Raw genomic sequence first — 15,447 nt, forward strand, 5'->3', positions numbered from 1 at the left:
CAGACGATGGCAGATCCGACCGCCGACTTCTTCTGCCGGGTCGAGGAGCACGGGCCGGAGCTGCTGCCGGCCCACGCCCGGGGAACGCTCCGGTTCGACCTCGACCGGGACGGCCACGTCGACCACTGGTTCGTCTCGATCAACCGGGGCAACGTGCTGGTGTCGCACGAGAAGCGGGAGGCGGACTGCGTGGTCGAGGCCGAGAAGGCGCTGTTCGACCGGTGTGCGATCGGTGAGGCGCAGGTGGTGGCCGCGTACAACCGGAACGACGTGACCGTGCGGGGGAGTCTGCCGCTACTGCTGATGTTCCGGCGGGTCTTTCCCTCGCCGCCCGGGACCCGGGATCCCCGGGAGCGGATCCGGGAGCGGTTCGCCGGCCGGATCGGCGCTCGAGAACGGGAGCGCCGATCGTGAAGGACCTGGTCAGCATCCTGGACGGCAACACGTTCATGCTCAGCGACTCCACCGGCGACGTCGACCCGTCGCCGGACTATCCGTCCGGGCTCTTCGCCTGGGACACCCGCTTCCTCTCCAAGTGGGTACTCACGATCGACGGCGAGCGGCTGCACGCCCTCTCCATCGACGACCTCCAGTACTTCGAGTCACGGTTCTTCCTGGTGCCCGGCCAGCCGACCCACTACGTGGACGCGAAGACCTCGGTGATCCGGCACCGGTCGCTCGGCGGGGCGTTCGAGGAACAGCTGACCGTGCTCAACCATCGGGACGAGCCGGTGGCGCTGACGCTGCGGATGGAGATCGACTCCGACTTCGCGGACGTCTTCGACGCCCGGGAGGCCCGGCACATGTCGGAGCGGGCGGTGAAGTTCGTCGAGGAGGGCAGGCTGCGGCTGCGCCACCAGCGGGACCGGCACGTCTCCGAGACGATCGTCACCAGCAGCGAGCCGGCCGAGATCGACGCCGAGGGCCTCACCTTCCGGATCGAACTCGACGCGCACGGGACCTGGTCGACGACCATCCGGGCTACCGGCATCATCCAGGGCGCGGGCGGCCGGGACGTCCGGGAGAACCTGCGCGGCTACCAGCAGGTCCGGCCGGAGAAGCGGCGCGAACTCCAGGAGTGGCTGGCCCTGGCCCCGAAGCTCAGCTGTGACTCGGAGACGCTCGCGGAAACCTACCGGCGCAGCCTGATCGACCTGGCGGCGTTGCAGTACACCGGGTTGACCAGCCAGATGAAGCTGACGGCGACGGGGCTGCCCTGGTACATGACGCTGTTCGGCCGGCACAGCCTGATCACCGGCTACCAGACGCTGCCGTTTATGCCGCAGATCGCCCGCAGCGCGCTGTGGGTGCTCGCCCTGCTCCAGGGTGGCCGGATCGACGACTTCCGGGACGAGGAGCCGGGCAAGATCATGCACGAGATCCGGTACGGCGAACCGGGCGGCTTCGAGGACACTCCGTACACCACCTACTACGGCACGGCCGACTGCACGCCGCTCTTCGTGATCCTGCTCGACGAGTACGAGCGGTGGACCGGGGACGCCGACACGGTGCGGCTGATGGAGTACGAGGCCCGGTCGGCGCTCGCCTGGATCGACACGTACGGCAACCTGATGGGCGACGGCTACGTCTGGTACGAGTGCCGCAGCCCCGGAGGGCTGGAGAACCAGGGCTGGAAGGACTCCTGGAACTCCATCATGTACGCCGACGGCCGGCTGCCCGGCAAGCCCCGGGCCACCTGCGAACTACAGGGGTACGCCTACGACGCCAAGATCCGGGGCGCCCGGCTGGCCCGTACCTTCTGGAACGACCCGGCGTACGCGGACCGGCTGGAGCGGGAGGCGGCCGACCTGCGCAGCCGGTTCAACCGGGACTTCTGGATCGCCGACCGGGGCTACTACGCGCTCGCGCTCGACGCCGAGGGCGGCCAGGTCGACGCGCTCGCCTCGAACATGGGCCACCTGCTCTGGAGCGGCATCGTGGACGAGTCCCGGGCCGGGATCGTGGCCGACCACCTGCTCAACCGACCGCTCTTCTCCGGCTGGGGCGTCCGGACGCTCGCCTACGACCAGGCCTGGTACAACCCGGTCGGCTACCACAACGGGGCGATCTGGCCGAGCGACAACTCGCTCATCGCCCTGGGACTGCGCCGCTACGGCTTCGCCGATCAGGCCGCCCGGCTGGCGGTGACGATGATCGAGGCGTCCGGGTATTTCGGTGGCCGGATGCCCGAGGCGTTCGCCGGCTACGACCGCCGGCTCACCAGGTATCCGGTGCAGTACCCCCGGGCGTGCAGTCCGCACTGCTCGTCAGCGGGAACGCCGCTGGTGCTGCTCCGCAGCCTGCTCGGCCTGCGGCCGCACCAGGACCACCTGGCGGTCGATCCGGCGATCCCGGAGCGGCTCGGCCGGATCGAGCTGATCGGCATTCCGGGGCGGTGGGGCCGGATCGACGCGTTCGGCCGGGGGCGGGTGCGGCTGGAGCCCGAGTGACGACCCGGGGCACCGGCCGGCGACCACCGGGGCGCGAAATGTGGGTGGTGGACGGCGATCCGCCGTGATAGCGATATGCGATGGCGGATCCTGACATGGTCGAGGGGGCCGCGCTGGCCCGGGTGCTGCGCCAGGCCGGTGGCGCCGAGATCCTGAACACCCTGGGCGTACGCCTCGCCGGTTCGGATCTGGTCACGCTGCTGCTGGCCGCGTTCCGGACCCGGGCGGGCTTCCTGACGCCGGCCGACGTACTCCGTCGGTACACCGAGGACCGTTTCGTCGCGCCGGCGCAGGCCGGGTTCCGCCGGCTGCGCCGGGCCGAGGACCTGCTGCTCTCCGCCGTCCCGGACCGGTACGAACTGCTCACCCTCGCCCCGGTCGCGCCACTGGGTACCCATTCCGTGGTCGCCGGGGTGAACCAGAACAACGTGCTCGCCACGGTCCGGGGCAGTGAGGTGGCGGCCGACCCGACCAACGGGCTGGCGCTGGAGGCGGCGGTCCGGCGGCGGGAACTGCTCGCCCGGGACGGCCGGTCGGCTCCGCCGGTGCGGCTGGCCACCCTGCAACGGGTGATCCGGGCCCAGCGGTTCGGCGGGGCCGGCCGGTTCGCCCACTTCAGCCTCCTCGCCCTGGTCACCGCCGGGCGGGACACCGGGAGTCTGGCGTTCGAGCGGCGTAGCTGCGCCGAGCAGTTGCGGATCCTCTGCGCGGCGCTGGAGGCGGCCGGGATGCAGACGGTCGAGGTCGCCCTCACCGTGCTGGACCCGGCGGCGACGCCGATCGCCGAGGCGGCCCGGGCCGCCCTGGCCGACCACCCGAGGGTCCTGGTACGCGACGATCCCGACCGCTCCGGCGGCCGGGGCTACTACACCGGCTGCTGTTTCAAGATCGGATCGGTACTCGACGGCGAGCGGGTCGAACTCGGCGACGGCGGTTTCGTCGACTGGACCCGCCGGTTGCTCGGCAACCACAAGGAGCGGCTGCTGACCAGCGCGGTCAGCGTCGACCGGCTGGCCCTGTTCGTCGATCCGCCCGCTCCGCGACCCGAGAGCTGAGCCGTCGCCCGTCGCCGTCGCCGGTCCGGGCGCTGCTGCTCCGCCGCCGCTTCCGTCGCCGCTGCCGCGCTGGCCACCGGGGCGACGGTCGGCCCGTCGCCGCCGGCCCGGTCCGTTCCCCGCGACGCTGCCGGTCGGCTCACGTCCCGGCCGGAGTGGCCGCCGGTCGGCGGGCGGCCAGGGTGAGGACCAGCCAGGCGAGTCCGATGGTCAACGGGGCGAGCGCGAATCCGGCGGCGGCGCTGCCGGTGCCGTCCAGCAGCGGACCGGTCACCGCCGCGCCGAGGGCACTGCCCACCGAGAAGGCGGTGGCGGTCCAGGCGAACGCCTCGGCGGCGGTGCCGGGCGGCGCGACCCGGTCGATCCCGACGAAGGTGATGGTGAGCAGCGGCGGCAGGGCCAGCCCGCTGACCGCCATCAGCGCCAGCATCACCGGTGGGTCGGGGGTGAGCAGCAGCGGCAGGTAGCCCAGCGCCAGCGCCGCCGCCGCGCGGGGCAGTGTGCCGTACCGGCGGGCGGTGCGGGACCGGACGTAGAGCAGGCCGCCGGCCAGCGCCCCGACCGCCTGGGCGGCGAGCAGCCAGCCGGCCCAGGACCGCCCGCCGGACGCCTCCGCGTAGCCGGTCGCCGCCACCGCCACACTGCCGACACCGGCACCGACCAGCACCAGCGCGCCGAGGACCACCCGGAGCGGGCCGGAGCGGAGCGGGCCGGCCCAGTGCCGTACCGCCGGCACACCCCGCCAGCGGCGGACCGCCGGGGTGGTCGCGAACCAGACGGTACCGGCGGCCTGGCAGAGCGCGGCGGCGGCCAACCCGCCGGCCGGGCCGTACGCGGCGACGGCGCCGAGGGTGAGCACCGGCCCGACCACGAAGATCAGTTCCTGGGTCGCGGTGTCCAGGGTGTACGCGGTGTGGATCCGCTCCTCCGGCAACAGGTTCCGCCACAGCACCCGCAGGCACGCCTCGAACGGCGGCGCCCCGAGCCCGGCGAGCGCGGCGGCACCGACGGTCAACGGGGCGGCCACCGACGCCGCGACCAGCGCGAAGCCGGCGGTGGAGACGGCGACCGCCAGCCACAGCACCGGCGGCTGCCGCCAGCGGTCGGCGAGCCGGGCCAGCATCGGCTGCCCGACCGCCATCCCGGCGGTGTACGCCCCGACCAGCAACCCGGCCAGGGTCAACGTCATCGTCTCCCGGGCGAAGACCAGCAGGGCCAGCGGTGCCGCGCCGAGCGGGATCCGGCCGAGCAGGCTGGCCGCGAGCACCCGGGCGGTCTGTGGGGTGCGCAGGACGGCGAGTGCGGAGGTGTCGACGGTCGACGACATGGTGGATCGCTCCCGGAAGGGGTGGAGGTGACGGGCCGGTGGGCGGGGTGGAACCGGCCGGTCAGGGAGCGAAGTCGGCGCGCTCGTGGTCGTTGCCGTAGAGCGGCAGGTCAGGAGTGATCCAGGTCGCGTACGCGGCAGCGGCCGCCTCCAGCGGGATCACCCGGACAACTCTACGGCTCCGGCGGGCTCATTCGAACCGGAGGTGCCGGCGCTGGCGCAGCCGGATTCCGGAGGCGGTCGCCACCAGCGCGGTCAGTGCCACGGTCAGGATCACGCCGTGCACCAGGCCGCGGGCCAGGTAGCCGCTGTCGGTGTGGTCGATCGCGTACGTGCCGATCTCGCGGCTGAACCAGAACGGCAACGCCCGGGCGGCGGTGTCGGACGGATCCATCACCATCTGGAGCCCGACCACGATCAACAGCACCAGCGTGCCCTCCAACTCCCGGGGCAGGATCGCGCTCAGCGCCAGTCCGAAGGGGACGGCGGTGGCCACCGTCAACGCCATGATCAGCGCGATGGCGCCGTACCGGACGTCGTCCTGGTCGAAGCGGACCAGCAGGAAGTACGGCACCGACAGCAGGGCACCGACCGTCCAGAGTGCCAGCAACCGGCCGAGGTGCAGGTGGTGTGCCCGGTAGCCGGAGAGGCGCAGCCGGGGCTCGATGCCCCGGGCGGCACTGCCGGCGAAGAGCGCGGCGGTGCTCAGCGCCCAGCTCAGCCCGAGACAGACGAACCGGATCGACTGGCCGGCGTGGTCGTCCCGGCGGCTGGCGTAGAAGGCCAGCGGGAACACCAGCAGGATCAGCAGTACGCCGCGGCGCCGGACCACCTCGCGCAGGGCCAGTTCCGCCACCGTCCAGATCTTGGTCATGCCGACATCTCCCGGGCCGGGGTCAGGTCGAGCACGGTGTCGACCCGGTCGAGTTGGTTGAGCAGGTGGGTCACCACGACGATGGCCCGGCCGTCCGCGCGCCACCGCCAGAGCTGCTGCCAGAAGTCGAGGTAGGTGCCCCGGTCGAAGCCCTGGTACGGCTCGTCGAGGAGCAGCACGTCCGGCTCGCCGAGCGCGGCCATCACCAGGTTGAGCTTCTGCCGGGTGCCGCCGGAGAGGTGCCGGGCCTGGGTCCGGCCGGCCGGATCCCAGTCCAGCGCCGCCGCGTGCGCCCGTCCGGCCGCCCGGGCCTGCGCCCGGTGCAGCCCTCGCCCCGCGCCGACCAGCACGAAGTGCTCCTCCGGGTAGAGGAAGTCGGCGGTACCGCCGGACTGCGGGCAGTAGCCGAGGGCGCCGTGCACGCGGACCTGGCCGGCGTCCGGGCTCAGCAGGCCGGCGCAGATCCGCAGGAAGGTGCTCTTGCCGGCGCCGTTCGCGCCGACCACGGCGGCGATCTCACCGGCCCGTACGGTCAGGTCCACACCGGTCAGCACCGGGCGCCGGCGGTAGCGCTTGGTGATGCCGCGTACCTCCAACCGGACCGGGCCGGCGGTGTGCGGCGTCCGGGTCGGCGCCGCCACCCGGGCCGTCCCGATCCCGCCGGTGTGCCGGGACGCGCCGACGCTCTCTGCCACCGCCGTCGCGTACGTCCCCGGCGGGCCGAAGACCTGCAACGGCGGCTCGCCGCTGTCCCGCAGGTGCGTGGCGGCCTCGGCGACCACGTGCCGGACGAGGTCCGGATCGAGCCCCTGCCGGTGCAGCTCACCGGCGAGCGCCTGGAGCCATCCGTCGGAGTTCAACGTGTCTGCACCTCCCGCAGGACCGCCCCCACCCCGCTGGCGAAGGCGTCCCAGTCGACGGCGGTCCGGCGTAGCGTCTCGGCGCCGGCCGGAGTGATCCGGTAGTACTTGCGGGCCGGGCCGGCGGCGCCTTCCCGCCATTGCGCGCTCACCAGGCCGGTCCGTTGCAGCCGGAGCAGCACCGGATAGAGGGTGCCGCCCTGGATCGGGCCGATCCCGCTCGCGTCGAGCGACTGGGCCAACTCGTATCCGTAGGACTCCCGGCGGTGCAGCAGGGCGAGGACGCACAGGTCGAGCACCCCGCGCAACCACTGACCACGGCGCTCCTGATCCACGGCGAAGAAAGTAGCACAACCAGCTAGCTGGCTCAGCGACCTAGTGGTCCGCCGGTACGCTGCCCGGTGTTCACGGGTGCGGGAAACGGGGGGAAGATGATCCTGCGGACCGAGGAGTTGGACGTCGGCTACCGCGACCGGGTGCTGTTCCGGGGACTGCGCCTCGGCGCCGACGCCGGAGACGCGCTCGCGGTCACCGGACCGAACGGCACCGGCAAGTCGACCCTGCTGCGCTGCCTCGCCGGACTGCTCCGGCCGCTCGGCGGTCGGGTGCTGGTCGAGGGGGCGCCGGCCGACGAACGCTCCCCGACGTTCCGGCGTACCGTGGCGAGCCTGCTGGAGAACCCCGCCTGGTATCCGAACCTGACCGCGGGCGAACACCTCGAACTGGTCCGGCTCGCCAACCGGCCCGTACCGCCCGGCTGGTTTCCCGCCGACGAACTGGCCGCCCGGCTCGGCGTCACCCGGTTCGCCTCGGTGCTGCCCGGACGGCTCTCCACCGGCCAGCGCCAGCGACTGGCCCTCGCCCTGGTGCTGGCCCGACCCAGCCGGCTGCTCCTGCTCGACGAGCCCGAACGGCACCTCGACGAGGCGGGGCGGACGGCGCTCGGCGGCGTGCTGCGCGAGTACGCCGGCCGGGCCGGCGCCGTCGTGCTGGCCAGCCACGATCCCGTCCTGATCGCGGCGGCCGGAGCCGAGTCGATCACCGTACCGGCTCCACATGCCTGACCCGGCGGCCGCGCTCTCCGCCGCCCCGGTCCGGGCCTGGCTACGCGCCCGGAGCCGGGCCGGAACACGCCCCGCCGGGTACGCCGAGCGGGCGTACGTCGGGCTGCTCGCCGTGCTGATCGGCGGCGCCGTGATCGCCGGTACCGCGCCCCGGCTCGTCGCCCTCCTCGCCCAGGGCCGACCCGTCGCCGCACCACCCCCGGGCCTCCTGCTCGCCGTCGGCCTGCTCTGGTACGCCGCCGTCCTGCTCGGGGCGGCCCGGCTCGGCCCGCTGGCCGCCGCACCGGCCCGACTTGCCTGGCTGCTGCCGAGCCCGACGAGCCGGCGCGGTCTGCTCCGGACGACCGCGCTCGCGGTGCTCGCCCTGGCCACCGTTGCCGGACTGCTGCACGGCGCGTTCGTGGCCTGGGCGTCGATGGCCCCGACGGAGTTGCCGGTGCTGCTGGCCGGCGGGATCGCCGGCCTGCTCGTCGGTGGGCTCGCCACCCTCGCGCAGACCTTCACCGACGGACCGTCCGTGCTGCTGGAACGGTGTGCGCTGCTGCTCGGCGCCGTCGCCGCGGCGCTGACCGTGCTCGCCCCGGCCGGGCGGTTCACCGTCGCCGAGGCCCTCGGCCCGTGGGGCTGGCCGCAGACGGCGGCCGACGGCATGTCGCCCGGCGCGCTGGCTGCCGTCGGCGTCGTGGCCGTCGGCGTCGCCGGCCTGGCGCTGCTCCGTCTGGATCGGGTACCCCTGACCAGTCTCGCCGCCGGTGGCACCTTCGCGCAGACGGTCTCGGCCGGTGTCGTCACGCTCGACCTCGGCACCGCCGCCCGCGCCGTCGAGGAGCGTCGATGGGCGGGCCGGTCGCCCCGGCGTACCGGTCTGCCCCGGTGGCCCGGCCGGTTCGCCGTACTCGGGCACGACGTCACGGCCCTGCGCCGCTCGCCCGGACGCCTGGCGGTGGCGGCCGGCGCCCTGTTGCCGCCGGCCCTGCTCGCCGGGATCACCGGCCCCGGCCCGGTACTCGCCGGCACCTGGCTGCTCTGCGGGTTCGTCGCGCTCGGCGTGGTGACCGGCAACGCTCGCCGGGACCGCGACCTTCCCGCCCTGACCCGGCTGCTCGGCCTCTCCAGCCGGGCACTGCTGGCCGCCCGGCTGGTGCTGCCGGTCCTCGTCGCCGTCACCTGGGCCGCCGGGTCGCTGGCGCTGGTCGCCGGGGAACTGCCCGGTGCCGCGCCGGCCTGGCCGCTGCTCGGTGCGGCGGCCGGTCCCGGGCTCGCCGTCGGGGCACTCCGGGCCGCCCGGCGTGGCGCGGTCCGGCACGACCTGCCGCCACTGGTCACCCCGATGGGCATGGTGCCGACCGGCCCGCTGCACCGGGCGGTCACCGGAGTCGACCTCGGGCTGCTCTGCACCCTGCCCGCGCTGCTCGCCCTCGGCACCGGCGATCCGGCCGGTGCCGTACCGGTGCAGGCCCTCGGCTCGCTGCTCGGCCTCGCCGCCCTCCTCGCCGTGGCCGGCCGCCTGCGCGGCGCTCACTGAACCCCTCGCACCCGCGGTTCTGACGGGCGCGACGGGAAGATCGAGGAAGATTCACTAGGCTGGCGGCATGCGGGTGCTTTTCGCGTCAGCGCCGTTGCTCGGACACGTCTTCCCGATGGTGCCGCTGGCCGAGGCGCTCCGGGACGCCGGTCACGAGGTGCTGCTCGCCACCGGCGGCGACGGGCTCGCCGTACGCCGGACAGGGCTGCCGGTCGAGGACATCGCTCCCGGGTTCCGGTTCGACCGGATCGCCCGGCGGACCATGCTGCGCCACCCGGTGACCGCCCGGGCCGAACTGGCCGGCCGGGCCGGCACCCGGGGCGTCGCGCTGCTCTTCGGCGCGGCCAACGAGCAGATGGTCGACGGCCTGGTCACCCTCGCCGACCGCTGGCAGCCGGACCTCGTCGTACACGAACCGCTGGCCGTCTCCGGCGCGCTCGCCGCCGCCCGCCGGGCGGTACCGGCGGTACTGCACGAGAACTCGCTCTTCGACGGTGCCGAGCTGGTCCGGGTGACCGCCGCCCGGCTGGTCCGGGCCCAGCAGCGCAGCGGGATCGGCAGCCTGCGCCCGAGCGCCGCCATCCTGACCATCGCCCCGCCCAGCGTGGTCGGCGAGCGGGCCGGCTGGCCGCTGCGCGGTGTGCCGTCCACCGGGGTCGGCGAGCTGCCGGAGTGGCTCCGGGGACCGGGCGGGCGACCGCGAATCCTGGTCAGTCGCAGTACGGTGGCCGGCCCGGGAGGCGGAACCCTGATGACCTCCGTGGTGCGGGCCGCCGCCGGGGTCGACGCCGAGTTCGTGCTGGTCCGCCCCGACCGGCGGGTGCTGCGGCACGGGCCGCTGCCCGACAACGTCCGTACCGTCGACTGGATCCCGATCAACGCCGCGCTGCCGCACTGTGCCGGGGTGGTGCACCACGGCGGGGCCGGCTCGGTGCTCGGCGCGCTGGCGGCGGGCGTACCGCAGCTCGTGGTCCCCGGCCCGGGCGACCGCCGGCACAACGCGGAGCTGGTGGCGGCCCGGGGCGCCGGGCTGGCCGTACCCGAACGGGCGATCGGCGGAGCCGAACTCGTCCGGCTCGTCACCGACCCGAGCCTGCGCTCGGCCGCCGACGAGGTACGCCGGGAGATGGCCGCGATGCCGGCACCGGCGGAACTGGTACCCCGGCTCGAAGCGCTGCTCGGCTGAGCGCCGGCCCGCTCCACGTGGCGTCGCCGCCCGGTCCCGGCGGGACGGTCAGCCGGGCAGGTTCGCGTTGCCGAGATGGCTGCCCGGGGTGGCGTCCACCGTCGCCGGATCGCCGGTCGGGTGCGGTGGCGTGACCTGGACCGCTCCGGCTCGCCGAGCGGTTCCCGGTGACCCGAGGTAGTTTGGGTTCGTGTCTTCCGTCGCGCTGGTCCGCCCCGTGTGGTGGATAGCGTGCCGGTCGGTGCGGTTCGTGACCGCCCTGGTGCTGATGGGCCTGCTGTTGGGCGCCGCTGGAGCCCGGACCGGACCTTCCGGCCCGGCCCTCGCGGCGGCCGGGACACGGCCCGCCGCAGCACAGTCGACTGTGGAGGATGTTCGGGTCGCCCGGCCGGACGTGCCCGATGCCGGCCCGGTCGTGCGGCAGCATCCCGAGGCCGGCCTGCCGTCCGGTGCGGCCGAGCTGCCCTCCGGTGTCCCCCACGAGCCGCCCGTCGCGGCGGCTGGCCAGCCTCCGGTGCGGTTCGAGAGCGCCGTGCCGGCCGACGAGCGCTCCGTCGCGGCCGGCTCGGTGGTGCCGACGGTGCCGGTCCGGGCCGACCTGCCCGGTGCGGAGCCGGACCGGCCGGGGCTCGGGGCGGTGGCCGGGATATCGCCGGCCGGTGACGCGTACGCCCGGGCGGTCGGGCCGCGCGCACCCCCGCTCGGCTGAGGACCGGTCGCGCCGACCGCTTCCGGTCCGGTCCCGTCGACTCCTCGTCCGCATCGTCCACCCCGTGAGGTGCCGCAATGGAAAACATGCTGTTCGACTTCCTGATCGAGGTGACCCGGGCCACCGCCGTCTGGCTCGTACTGCTCGGCCTCGTACTGGCAGCGGGAATCTGGCTGGTCGTACGCCCGCTTGCGACCACCGCCGCCGACCAGCCGCACGACGGATCCGGCTACGACGTGGCGGTCCGGGACGCCGAGGGACGCCGGGAACGGCTGGTGGCCCGGGCGACCGAGCTGCACCGGTACGCCGAGGAGGTGGCGGTCGCCGCCGAACGGTCGGCCGTCACCGCCCAGCGGCGCCGGGACGAGTGGCTGGCGGCGCAGGAGGCGGTCGAGTCGACCTGGCAGGCGTACGAGGAGGCGGACGCGGCGGCCCGCCGGCTCGGTGCCGCCGCCGTACTGCCGGAGCCGCGTACCCCGCGCACGCCGGCCGAGTATGCCGACCGTGAGCGGTTCCTGCACCGCGCCGCGATGGCGGCCTGCACCCGGCAGGAACTGACGGTGCTGCAACTCAGCGACGCGCTGGCCAACCGGAACGGCTGGGATCCGCGCCGGCACCCCGCCGAGCAGGAGATCCTGCTCCGTAGGGCGGCTCGGGACAGTCTGCTCGCCGCGCACCGGGCGGCCGAGGAGCGGGAACGGGCCGCGTGGCGGGACGCCGAGGTGGCCGCCGCGGCGGCCCGCAGTCTCCGGGAGGAGGCGTTCGCCGCGGCCAGCCGCGCGGCGGCGCTCCGGCGCTGGTTGCCGTCCCCGGCGGGGGCGTCGCCCGGGTCGGCGAGCGAGGGGGTACGCCAGCACGACCCCGCCCGCCGGTGGCGCGCGGCCCGGGCCGGCTGACCCTTCGCGACAGGCTCAGGCGGGCGTCAGGCTCAGGCGGGCGTCCTGAGGTCGGGTGCCTCCGGGTCGGGTGCCTCGGGGTCGAGGCCCAGTGCGGACCGTCCACCGTCGACCGGTAGCACCACCCCGGTGAGCAGGCTCGACTCGGCGGAGAGCAGGTGCGCGACGGTGGCGGCGACCTCCTCGGGGCGCCCCACCCGACCGATCGGGTGCAGCCGCCGCATGTCCCGTTCGATCCGCTCCGCGTCCGCCGGCTCCTCCCCGGCGAGCAGCCCGGCATAGCGCTCGGTCGCGATCGAGCCGAGGGCGACCGCGTTGACCCGGATGCCGTACCGGCCGTACTCCACGGCGAGGGCCCGGGTCAGTCCCTCCACGGCCGCCTTCGCCGTCGCGTACGGCAGGCAGCCCGGCACCGGTCGCTGGGCCTGGTGGGACGAGACGTTGACGATCGCGCCGGGGGTGCCGGTGGCGAGGAAGCGCCGGATCGCCGCCCCGCAGCCGACCACCGTGGCGTCGAGGTTGCCCGCGATGAGGTCCAGGATCTCCCGGGCCGGGGTGTCGTGCAGCGAGGCGTCCCGGAAGACGGCGGCGTTGTTCACCCAGCCCCGTAGCGGGCCGGCGGCGCTCGCCTCGTCGGCGGCGCGTTCCGCCACCGTCTCGTCGGCGGCGTCGCCGGAGACCACGACCAGCCGCCGCGCGGCGGGATGACCGGCCAGCCGGTCCGCCGTGTCGGGATCGCGTTCCAGCACCACGACCCGGTCTGCCGTGCCGAGCAGGCGTTCGACGATCGCCCGGCCGACGCCCCGGCCACCGCCGGTAACCACGTAGCAGCCGCCACCGTCCGAACCGGACGGTCGCCGGCGGCTGGCCGGGGTGGACGGGTACGACATCGCCCCACCGTACCGGCCGGTGCCGGGGCGCCGGGAACGGCGTCAGCCGGACGGCCGGGCCGGTACGACGTTGCGGAACCGCTCGTGCGCCGACTGCCGGCTGATGCCGAGCGCGTTGCCGATCTCGGCCCAGGAGAGCCCGGCCTCCCGGGCCGCGACCACGGCGCGTTCGATCAGCGGCCGTTGCCAGCGTTCGACCTCGGCGAGGATGCCCAGCGCCTGCAACGGCCAGGTCGTGGCGAGTTCGGCGACATTGTCCCGGAGCGTGTCGGACCGGTTCAGCAGCCAGCCCGGCGGGGTGGCGGCGAGGATCGGCTTGACGTGCCCGCTCCACTCGGAGGCGGCCATCCAGTGTCCCTCGTCGGCTGGCGGATAGTCGCTGGCGCCGGTCCAACCGCAGGAGCACCGGGCCCGGTAGGCGACCGTGCCGGCGGGCTCGGTGGCGGCGGTGCTCAGCGTCCCGTCCGGCAGCCGGAACCCGATCAGGTTCGCGTGCCCCGGGGCCAGTTCCTCCGCCATCCCGCAATCATATGTCTGTCAGGATTCCCTGACGAAGCATGTCAGGATACCCTGACATCGTCGTCCGGGCGGGTCGCCCGGGCGACCACTCATGGCGAAGGGAAGCGCGTGATGTCCGTGGTCAACGGCACGGTGGCAGACGGTTACGAGCTGGTCCGGGAGGCGTTCCTGGCGAACTTCGAGACCCGGTCCGAGATCGGCGCGGCGGTCAGCGTCTATCGGCACGGCCGGGAGGTGGTCCGGCTCTGGGGCGGCACCGCCGATCCCACCACCGGCCGGCCCTGGCGGGAGGAGACCCTCCAGGTGGTCTACTCGGCCACCAAGAGCGTGCCGGCGGCCTGCGCGCACCTGCTGGCCCAACGCGGGCAGCTCGACCTCGCCGCCCCGGTCGCCGAGTACTGGCCGGAGTTCGCGGCGGCCGGAAAGGGCGGCATACCGGTCCGCTGGCTCCTCTCCCACCAGGCGGGGCTGCCCGTGCTCGACCGTCCGGTCCGCCGGGCCGAGGCGCTGGCCTGGCACCCGGTCGTCGAGGCGCTGGCGGCCCAGGCGCCGGTCTGGGAGCCGGGCACGGCGCACGGCTACCACGGGCTGACCTACGGCTGGCTGGTCGGCGAGGTCGTACGTCGGGTCTCCGGCCGCAGCCTGGGCACGTACTTCGCCGACGAGATCGGCAAGCCGCTCGGGCTGGACTTCTGGGTCGGCCTGCCCGCCGCCGAGACGCACCGGGTCAGCCGGCTGGTCGAGCAGCCGGCCCCGGCCCCGGCTCCCGGGTCGGTGCCCGAGCAGATGCGCGAGATCCTCGCCGCGTACACCGACCCGGCCTCGCTGACGGTCCGGTCGATGATGGTGACGGACCCGCCGCTCGACCTCGCCGACCCCGCCACCTGGACGGCCGAGATACCCGCCGTCAACGGCACCTGCACGGCGTCGTCACTGGCCCGGTTCTACGCCGGCCTGATCGGCGAGGTCGACGGGATCCGGATCCTCGACGCGGCCACTCTCGCCGCCGCCACCGCCGAACAGGCCAGCGGCGTCGACCGGGTGCTGATGGTGCCGACCCGGCCGGCGCTCGGCTTCGGCCTGCCCCTGCCGGACCAGCCCTGGTGGTCGCCGACCGCGTTCGGCTTCCCCGGGCACGGGGGGTCGCTCGGCTACGCCGACCCGGCCAGCGGCATCGCCTTCGGGTACGTGATGAACGGCCTCCGCGTCACCCTGGGACCGGACCCCCGGACGGCCAGCCTGGTCGAGGCGCTCCGGACGGTGGTGTCCCGCCAACCGGACTGAGCACGGCCGGCCCGGCCCGACCGTCCGCCGGGCCCAGCCGGCGCCGATCGGTCGGCGGACGGTCGTGCCGAGCACACCGAACACCCTGCGGATGATCACCCGGGCCGGCGTGCCGGATAATCGAGACCTCCGCAGAAGATCGTGAAGGTAGGTCATGACCACCCAGAACGACTGGTTGACCCGGCGGACCGGTGTGCTGCCGACCGCCCCGCCGACCGAGCGGCTCAGCCCGAAGAGCGTGCTGGACGAGGCGACCCGGCCGGCCGCACCGGAGCCGCCGCCCGAGGTCACCTTCACCCACCAGGGCCGGTACGCCGGCCGGCACCTCGTCGACGTGCACGACCACTACCGGGCGGAGCTTCGGCAGGTACGCGACATCCTCCAGCAGGTCAAGGAGGGCACCTCCCAGGTCGGCGACGCCCGCGACCAGCTCAACATGATGACGATCCGGGCCAACGACTGGACCCTGGGCGGGGTCTGCCAGGCGCAGTGCCGCGCGGTGGCGACCCACCACACCATGGAGAGCCAGGGCATCTTCCCGCACCTGCGGCGCAGCCAGCCCGACCTGGCGGCGGTACTGGACCGGTTGCACGAGGAGCACCTGGCGATCCACGAGGTACTGGAGGGAGTCGACGCGGCGCTCGTACACCTGGCCCGCAACCCCACCGACTACGGCCCGATCAGCGAGGCGATCGACCTGCTCACCGACACCCTGCTGTCGCACTTCGCCTACGAGGAGGCGCAGTTGATCGGCCCGCTGGCCCGACACGGCTTCTACCCGGGCCAGGTCTGACGGAGCCGCCGCCGA

General features: G+C 74.5%; 16 protein-coding genes and 1 pseudogene. 11 read left to right on the forward strand and 6 right to left on the reverse strand.

Annotation, left to right across the window (positions count from 1 at the left end):
• The first annotated feature begins 6 nt into the window (after positions 1-6).
• From V1634_RS05195 to V1634_RS05205, 3 genes are all read left to right on the forward strand, one after another.
• Positions 7-414, forward strand: coding sequence for an SCP2 sterol-binding domain-containing protein (locus V1634_RS05195; protein ID WP_331206586.1), 408 nt, complete (start codon positions 7-9; stop codon positions 412-414).
• Positions 408-2,450, forward strand: coding sequence for an amylo-alpha-1,6-glucosidase (locus V1634_RS05200; RefSeq protein WP_331206760.1), 2,043 nt, complete (start codon positions 408-410; stop codon positions 2,448-2,450). Before V1634_RS05195 ends, V1634_RS05200 begins: the two co-directional genes overlap by 7 nt.
• A gap of 80 nt (positions 2,451-2,530) precedes the next feature.
• Entirely contained in the window at positions 2,531-3,505 is a 975-nt protein-coding gene (locus tag V1634_RS05205) for a hypothetical protein (RefSeq protein WP_331206587.1), read from the forward strand.
• A gap of 139 nt (positions 3,506-3,644) precedes the next feature.
• Here V1634_RS05205 and V1634_RS05210 read toward each other — a convergent pair whose 3' ends face one another.
• The 4 genes from V1634_RS05210 to V1634_RS05225 form a co-directional block, all read right to left on the reverse strand.
• Positions 3,645-4,832 (reverse strand): MFS transporter, encoded by a 1,188-nt coding sequence (locus V1634_RS05210; RefSeq protein WP_331206588.1) that lies wholly within the window; start codon positions 4,830-4,832, stop codon positions 3,645-3,647.
• A gap of 190 nt (positions 4,833-5,022) precedes the next feature.
• Complete coding sequence (locus V1634_RS05215) at positions 5,023-5,706, reverse strand: ABC transporter permease (protein ID WP_331206589.1); 684 nt, start codon at positions 5,704-5,706, stop codon at positions 5,023-5,025.
• Positions 5,703-6,566, reverse strand: a complete 864-nt coding sequence (locus V1634_RS05220) for an ATP-binding cassette domain-containing protein (RefSeq protein ID WP_331206590.1) — start codon at positions 6,564-6,566, stop codon at positions 5,703-5,705. Before V1634_RS05220 ends, V1634_RS05215 begins: the two co-directional genes overlap by 4 nt.
• Positions 6,563-6,901, reverse strand: coding sequence for a PadR family transcriptional regulator (locus tag V1634_RS05225; RefSeq protein WP_107260159.1), 339 nt, complete (start codon positions 6,899-6,901; stop codon positions 6,563-6,565). Before V1634_RS05225 ends, V1634_RS05220 begins: the two co-directional genes overlap by 4 nt.
• A 177-nt stretch (positions 6,902-7,078) precedes the next feature.
• Between V1634_RS05225 and V1634_RS35415 the strand changes: the two are divergent.
• From V1634_RS35415 to V1634_RS05250, 6 genes and pseudogenes are all read left to right on the forward strand, one after another.
• Positions 7,079-7,414 (forward strand): annotated as a pseudogene (locus V1634_RS35415) (ABC transporter ATP-binding protein); the annotation flags it as partial.
• A gap of 18 nt (positions 7,415-7,432) precedes the next feature.
• The gene (locus V1634_RS35420) at positions 7,433-7,630 is read left to right on the forward strand and encodes an AAA family ATPase (RefSeq protein WP_407951727.1); all 198 of its coding nucleotides are present in this window, start codon (positions 7,433-7,435) and stop codon (positions 7,628-7,630) included.
• A complete protein-coding gene (locus tag V1634_RS05235) occupies positions 7,623-9,155 on the forward strand; it encodes a DUF6297 family protein (protein ID WP_331206592.1) in 1,533 nt (510 codons plus the stop codon). Before V1634_RS35420 ends, V1634_RS05235 begins: the two co-directional genes overlap by 8 nt.
• A gap of 67 nt (positions 9,156-9,222) precedes the next feature.
• Positions 9,223-10,341 (forward strand): nucleotide disphospho-sugar-binding domain-containing protein, encoded by a 1,119-nt coding sequence (locus V1634_RS05240; RefSeq protein ID WP_331206593.1) that lies wholly within the window; start codon positions 9,223-9,225, stop codon positions 10,339-10,341.
• Between the two features lie 241 nt (positions 10,342-10,582).
• Positions 10,583-11,050 carry a hypothetical protein gene (locus V1634_RS05245; RefSeq protein WP_331206594.1) on the forward strand — a complete coding sequence of 156 codons (468 nt, stop codon included), beginning with the start codon at positions 10,583-10,585 and terminating at the stop codon, positions 11,048-11,050.
• A 77-nt stretch (positions 11,051-11,127) separates the two neighbouring features.
• Entirely contained in the window at positions 11,128-11,946 is an 819-nt protein-coding gene (locus V1634_RS05250) for a hypothetical protein (protein ID WP_331206595.1), read from the forward strand.
• Positions 11,947-11,978: 32 nt separating this feature from the next.
• Here V1634_RS05250 and V1634_RS05255 read toward each other — a convergent pair whose 3' ends face one another.
• Together V1634_RS05255 and V1634_RS05260 are read right to left on the reverse strand one after the other, a co-directional pair.
• Positions 11,979-12,836, reverse strand: a complete 858-nt coding sequence (locus V1634_RS05255) for an SDR family NAD(P)-dependent oxidoreductase (protein ID WP_331206596.1) — start codon at positions 12,834-12,836, stop codon at positions 11,979-11,981.
• A gap of 42 nt (positions 12,837-12,878) precedes the next feature.
• Positions 12,879-13,355, reverse strand: a complete 477-nt coding sequence (locus V1634_RS05260) for a hypothetical protein (protein ID WP_331206597.1) — start codon at positions 13,353-13,355, stop codon at positions 12,879-12,881.
• A gap of 111 nt (positions 13,356-13,466) precedes the next feature.
• Between V1634_RS05260 and V1634_RS05265 the strand changes: the two genes are divergently transcribed.
• Together V1634_RS05265 and V1634_RS05270 are read left to right on the forward strand one after the other, a co-directional pair.
• Positions 13,467-14,639, forward strand: coding sequence for a serine hydrolase domain-containing protein (locus V1634_RS05265; RefSeq protein ID WP_331206598.1), 1,173 nt, complete (start codon positions 13,467-13,469; stop codon positions 14,637-14,639).
• Between the two features lie 154 nt (positions 14,640-14,793).
• Positions 14,794-15,432, forward strand: a complete 639-nt coding sequence (locus V1634_RS05270) for a hemerythrin domain-containing protein (protein WP_331206599.1) — start codon at positions 14,794-14,796, stop codon at positions 15,430-15,432.
• Positions 15,433-15,447: the final 15 nt, after the last annotated feature.

The organism is Plantactinospora veratri (assembly GCF_036421995.1).
GTDB classification, from domain to species: Bacteria; Actinomycetota; Actinomycetes; order Mycobacteriales; family Micromonosporaceae; genus Plantactinospora; species Plantactinospora veratri.

What these genes read in the sequence shown, in the direction of transcription:
- V1634_RS05195 (WP_331206586.1), top strand. Translation starts at nt 7, where the DNA reads ATGGCAGATCCGACCGCCGACTTCTTCTGCCGGGTCGAGGAGCACGGG.
- V1634_RS05205 (WP_331206587.1), top strand. Translation starts at nt 2,531, where the DNA reads ATGGCGGATCCTGACATGGTCGAGGGGGCCGCGCTGGCCCGGGTGCTG.
- V1634_RS05210 (WP_331206588.1), bottom strand. Translation starts at nt 4,832, where the DNA reads ATGTCGTCGACCGTCGACACCTCCGCACTCGCCGTCCTGCGCACCCCA.
- V1634_RS05215 (WP_331206589.1), bottom strand. Translation starts at nt 5,706, where the DNA reads ATGACCAAGATCTGGACGGTGGCGGAACTGGCCCTGCGCGAGGTGGTC.
- V1634_RS05235 (WP_331206592.1), top strand. Translation starts at nt 7,623, where the DNA reads ATGCCTGACCCGGCGGCCGCGCTCTCCGCCGCCCCGGTCCGGGCCTGG.
- V1634_RS05240 (WP_331206593.1), top strand. Translation starts at nt 9,223, where the DNA reads ATGCGGGTGCTTTTCGCGTCAGCGCCGTTGCTCGGACACGTCTTCCCG.
- V1634_RS05250 (WP_331206595.1), top strand. Translation starts at nt 11,128, where the DNA reads ATGGAAAACATGCTGTTCGACTTCCTGATCGAGGTGACCCGGGCCACC.
- V1634_RS05255 (WP_331206596.1), bottom strand. Translation starts at nt 12,836, where the DNA reads ATGTCGTACCCGTCCACCCCGGCCAGCCGCCGGCGACCGTCCGGTTCG.
- V1634_RS05260 (WP_331206597.1), bottom strand. Translation starts at nt 13,355, where the DNA reads ATGGCGGAGGAACTGGCCCCGGGGCACGCGAACCTGATCGGGTTCCGG.
- V1634_RS05265 (WP_331206598.1), top strand. Translation starts at nt 13,467, where the DNA reads ATGTCCGTGGTCAACGGCACGGTGGCAGACGGTTACGAGCTGGTCCGG.
- V1634_RS05270 (WP_331206599.1), top strand. Translation starts at nt 14,794, where the DNA reads ATGACCACCCAGAACGACTGGTTGACCCGGCGGACCGGTGTGCTGCCG.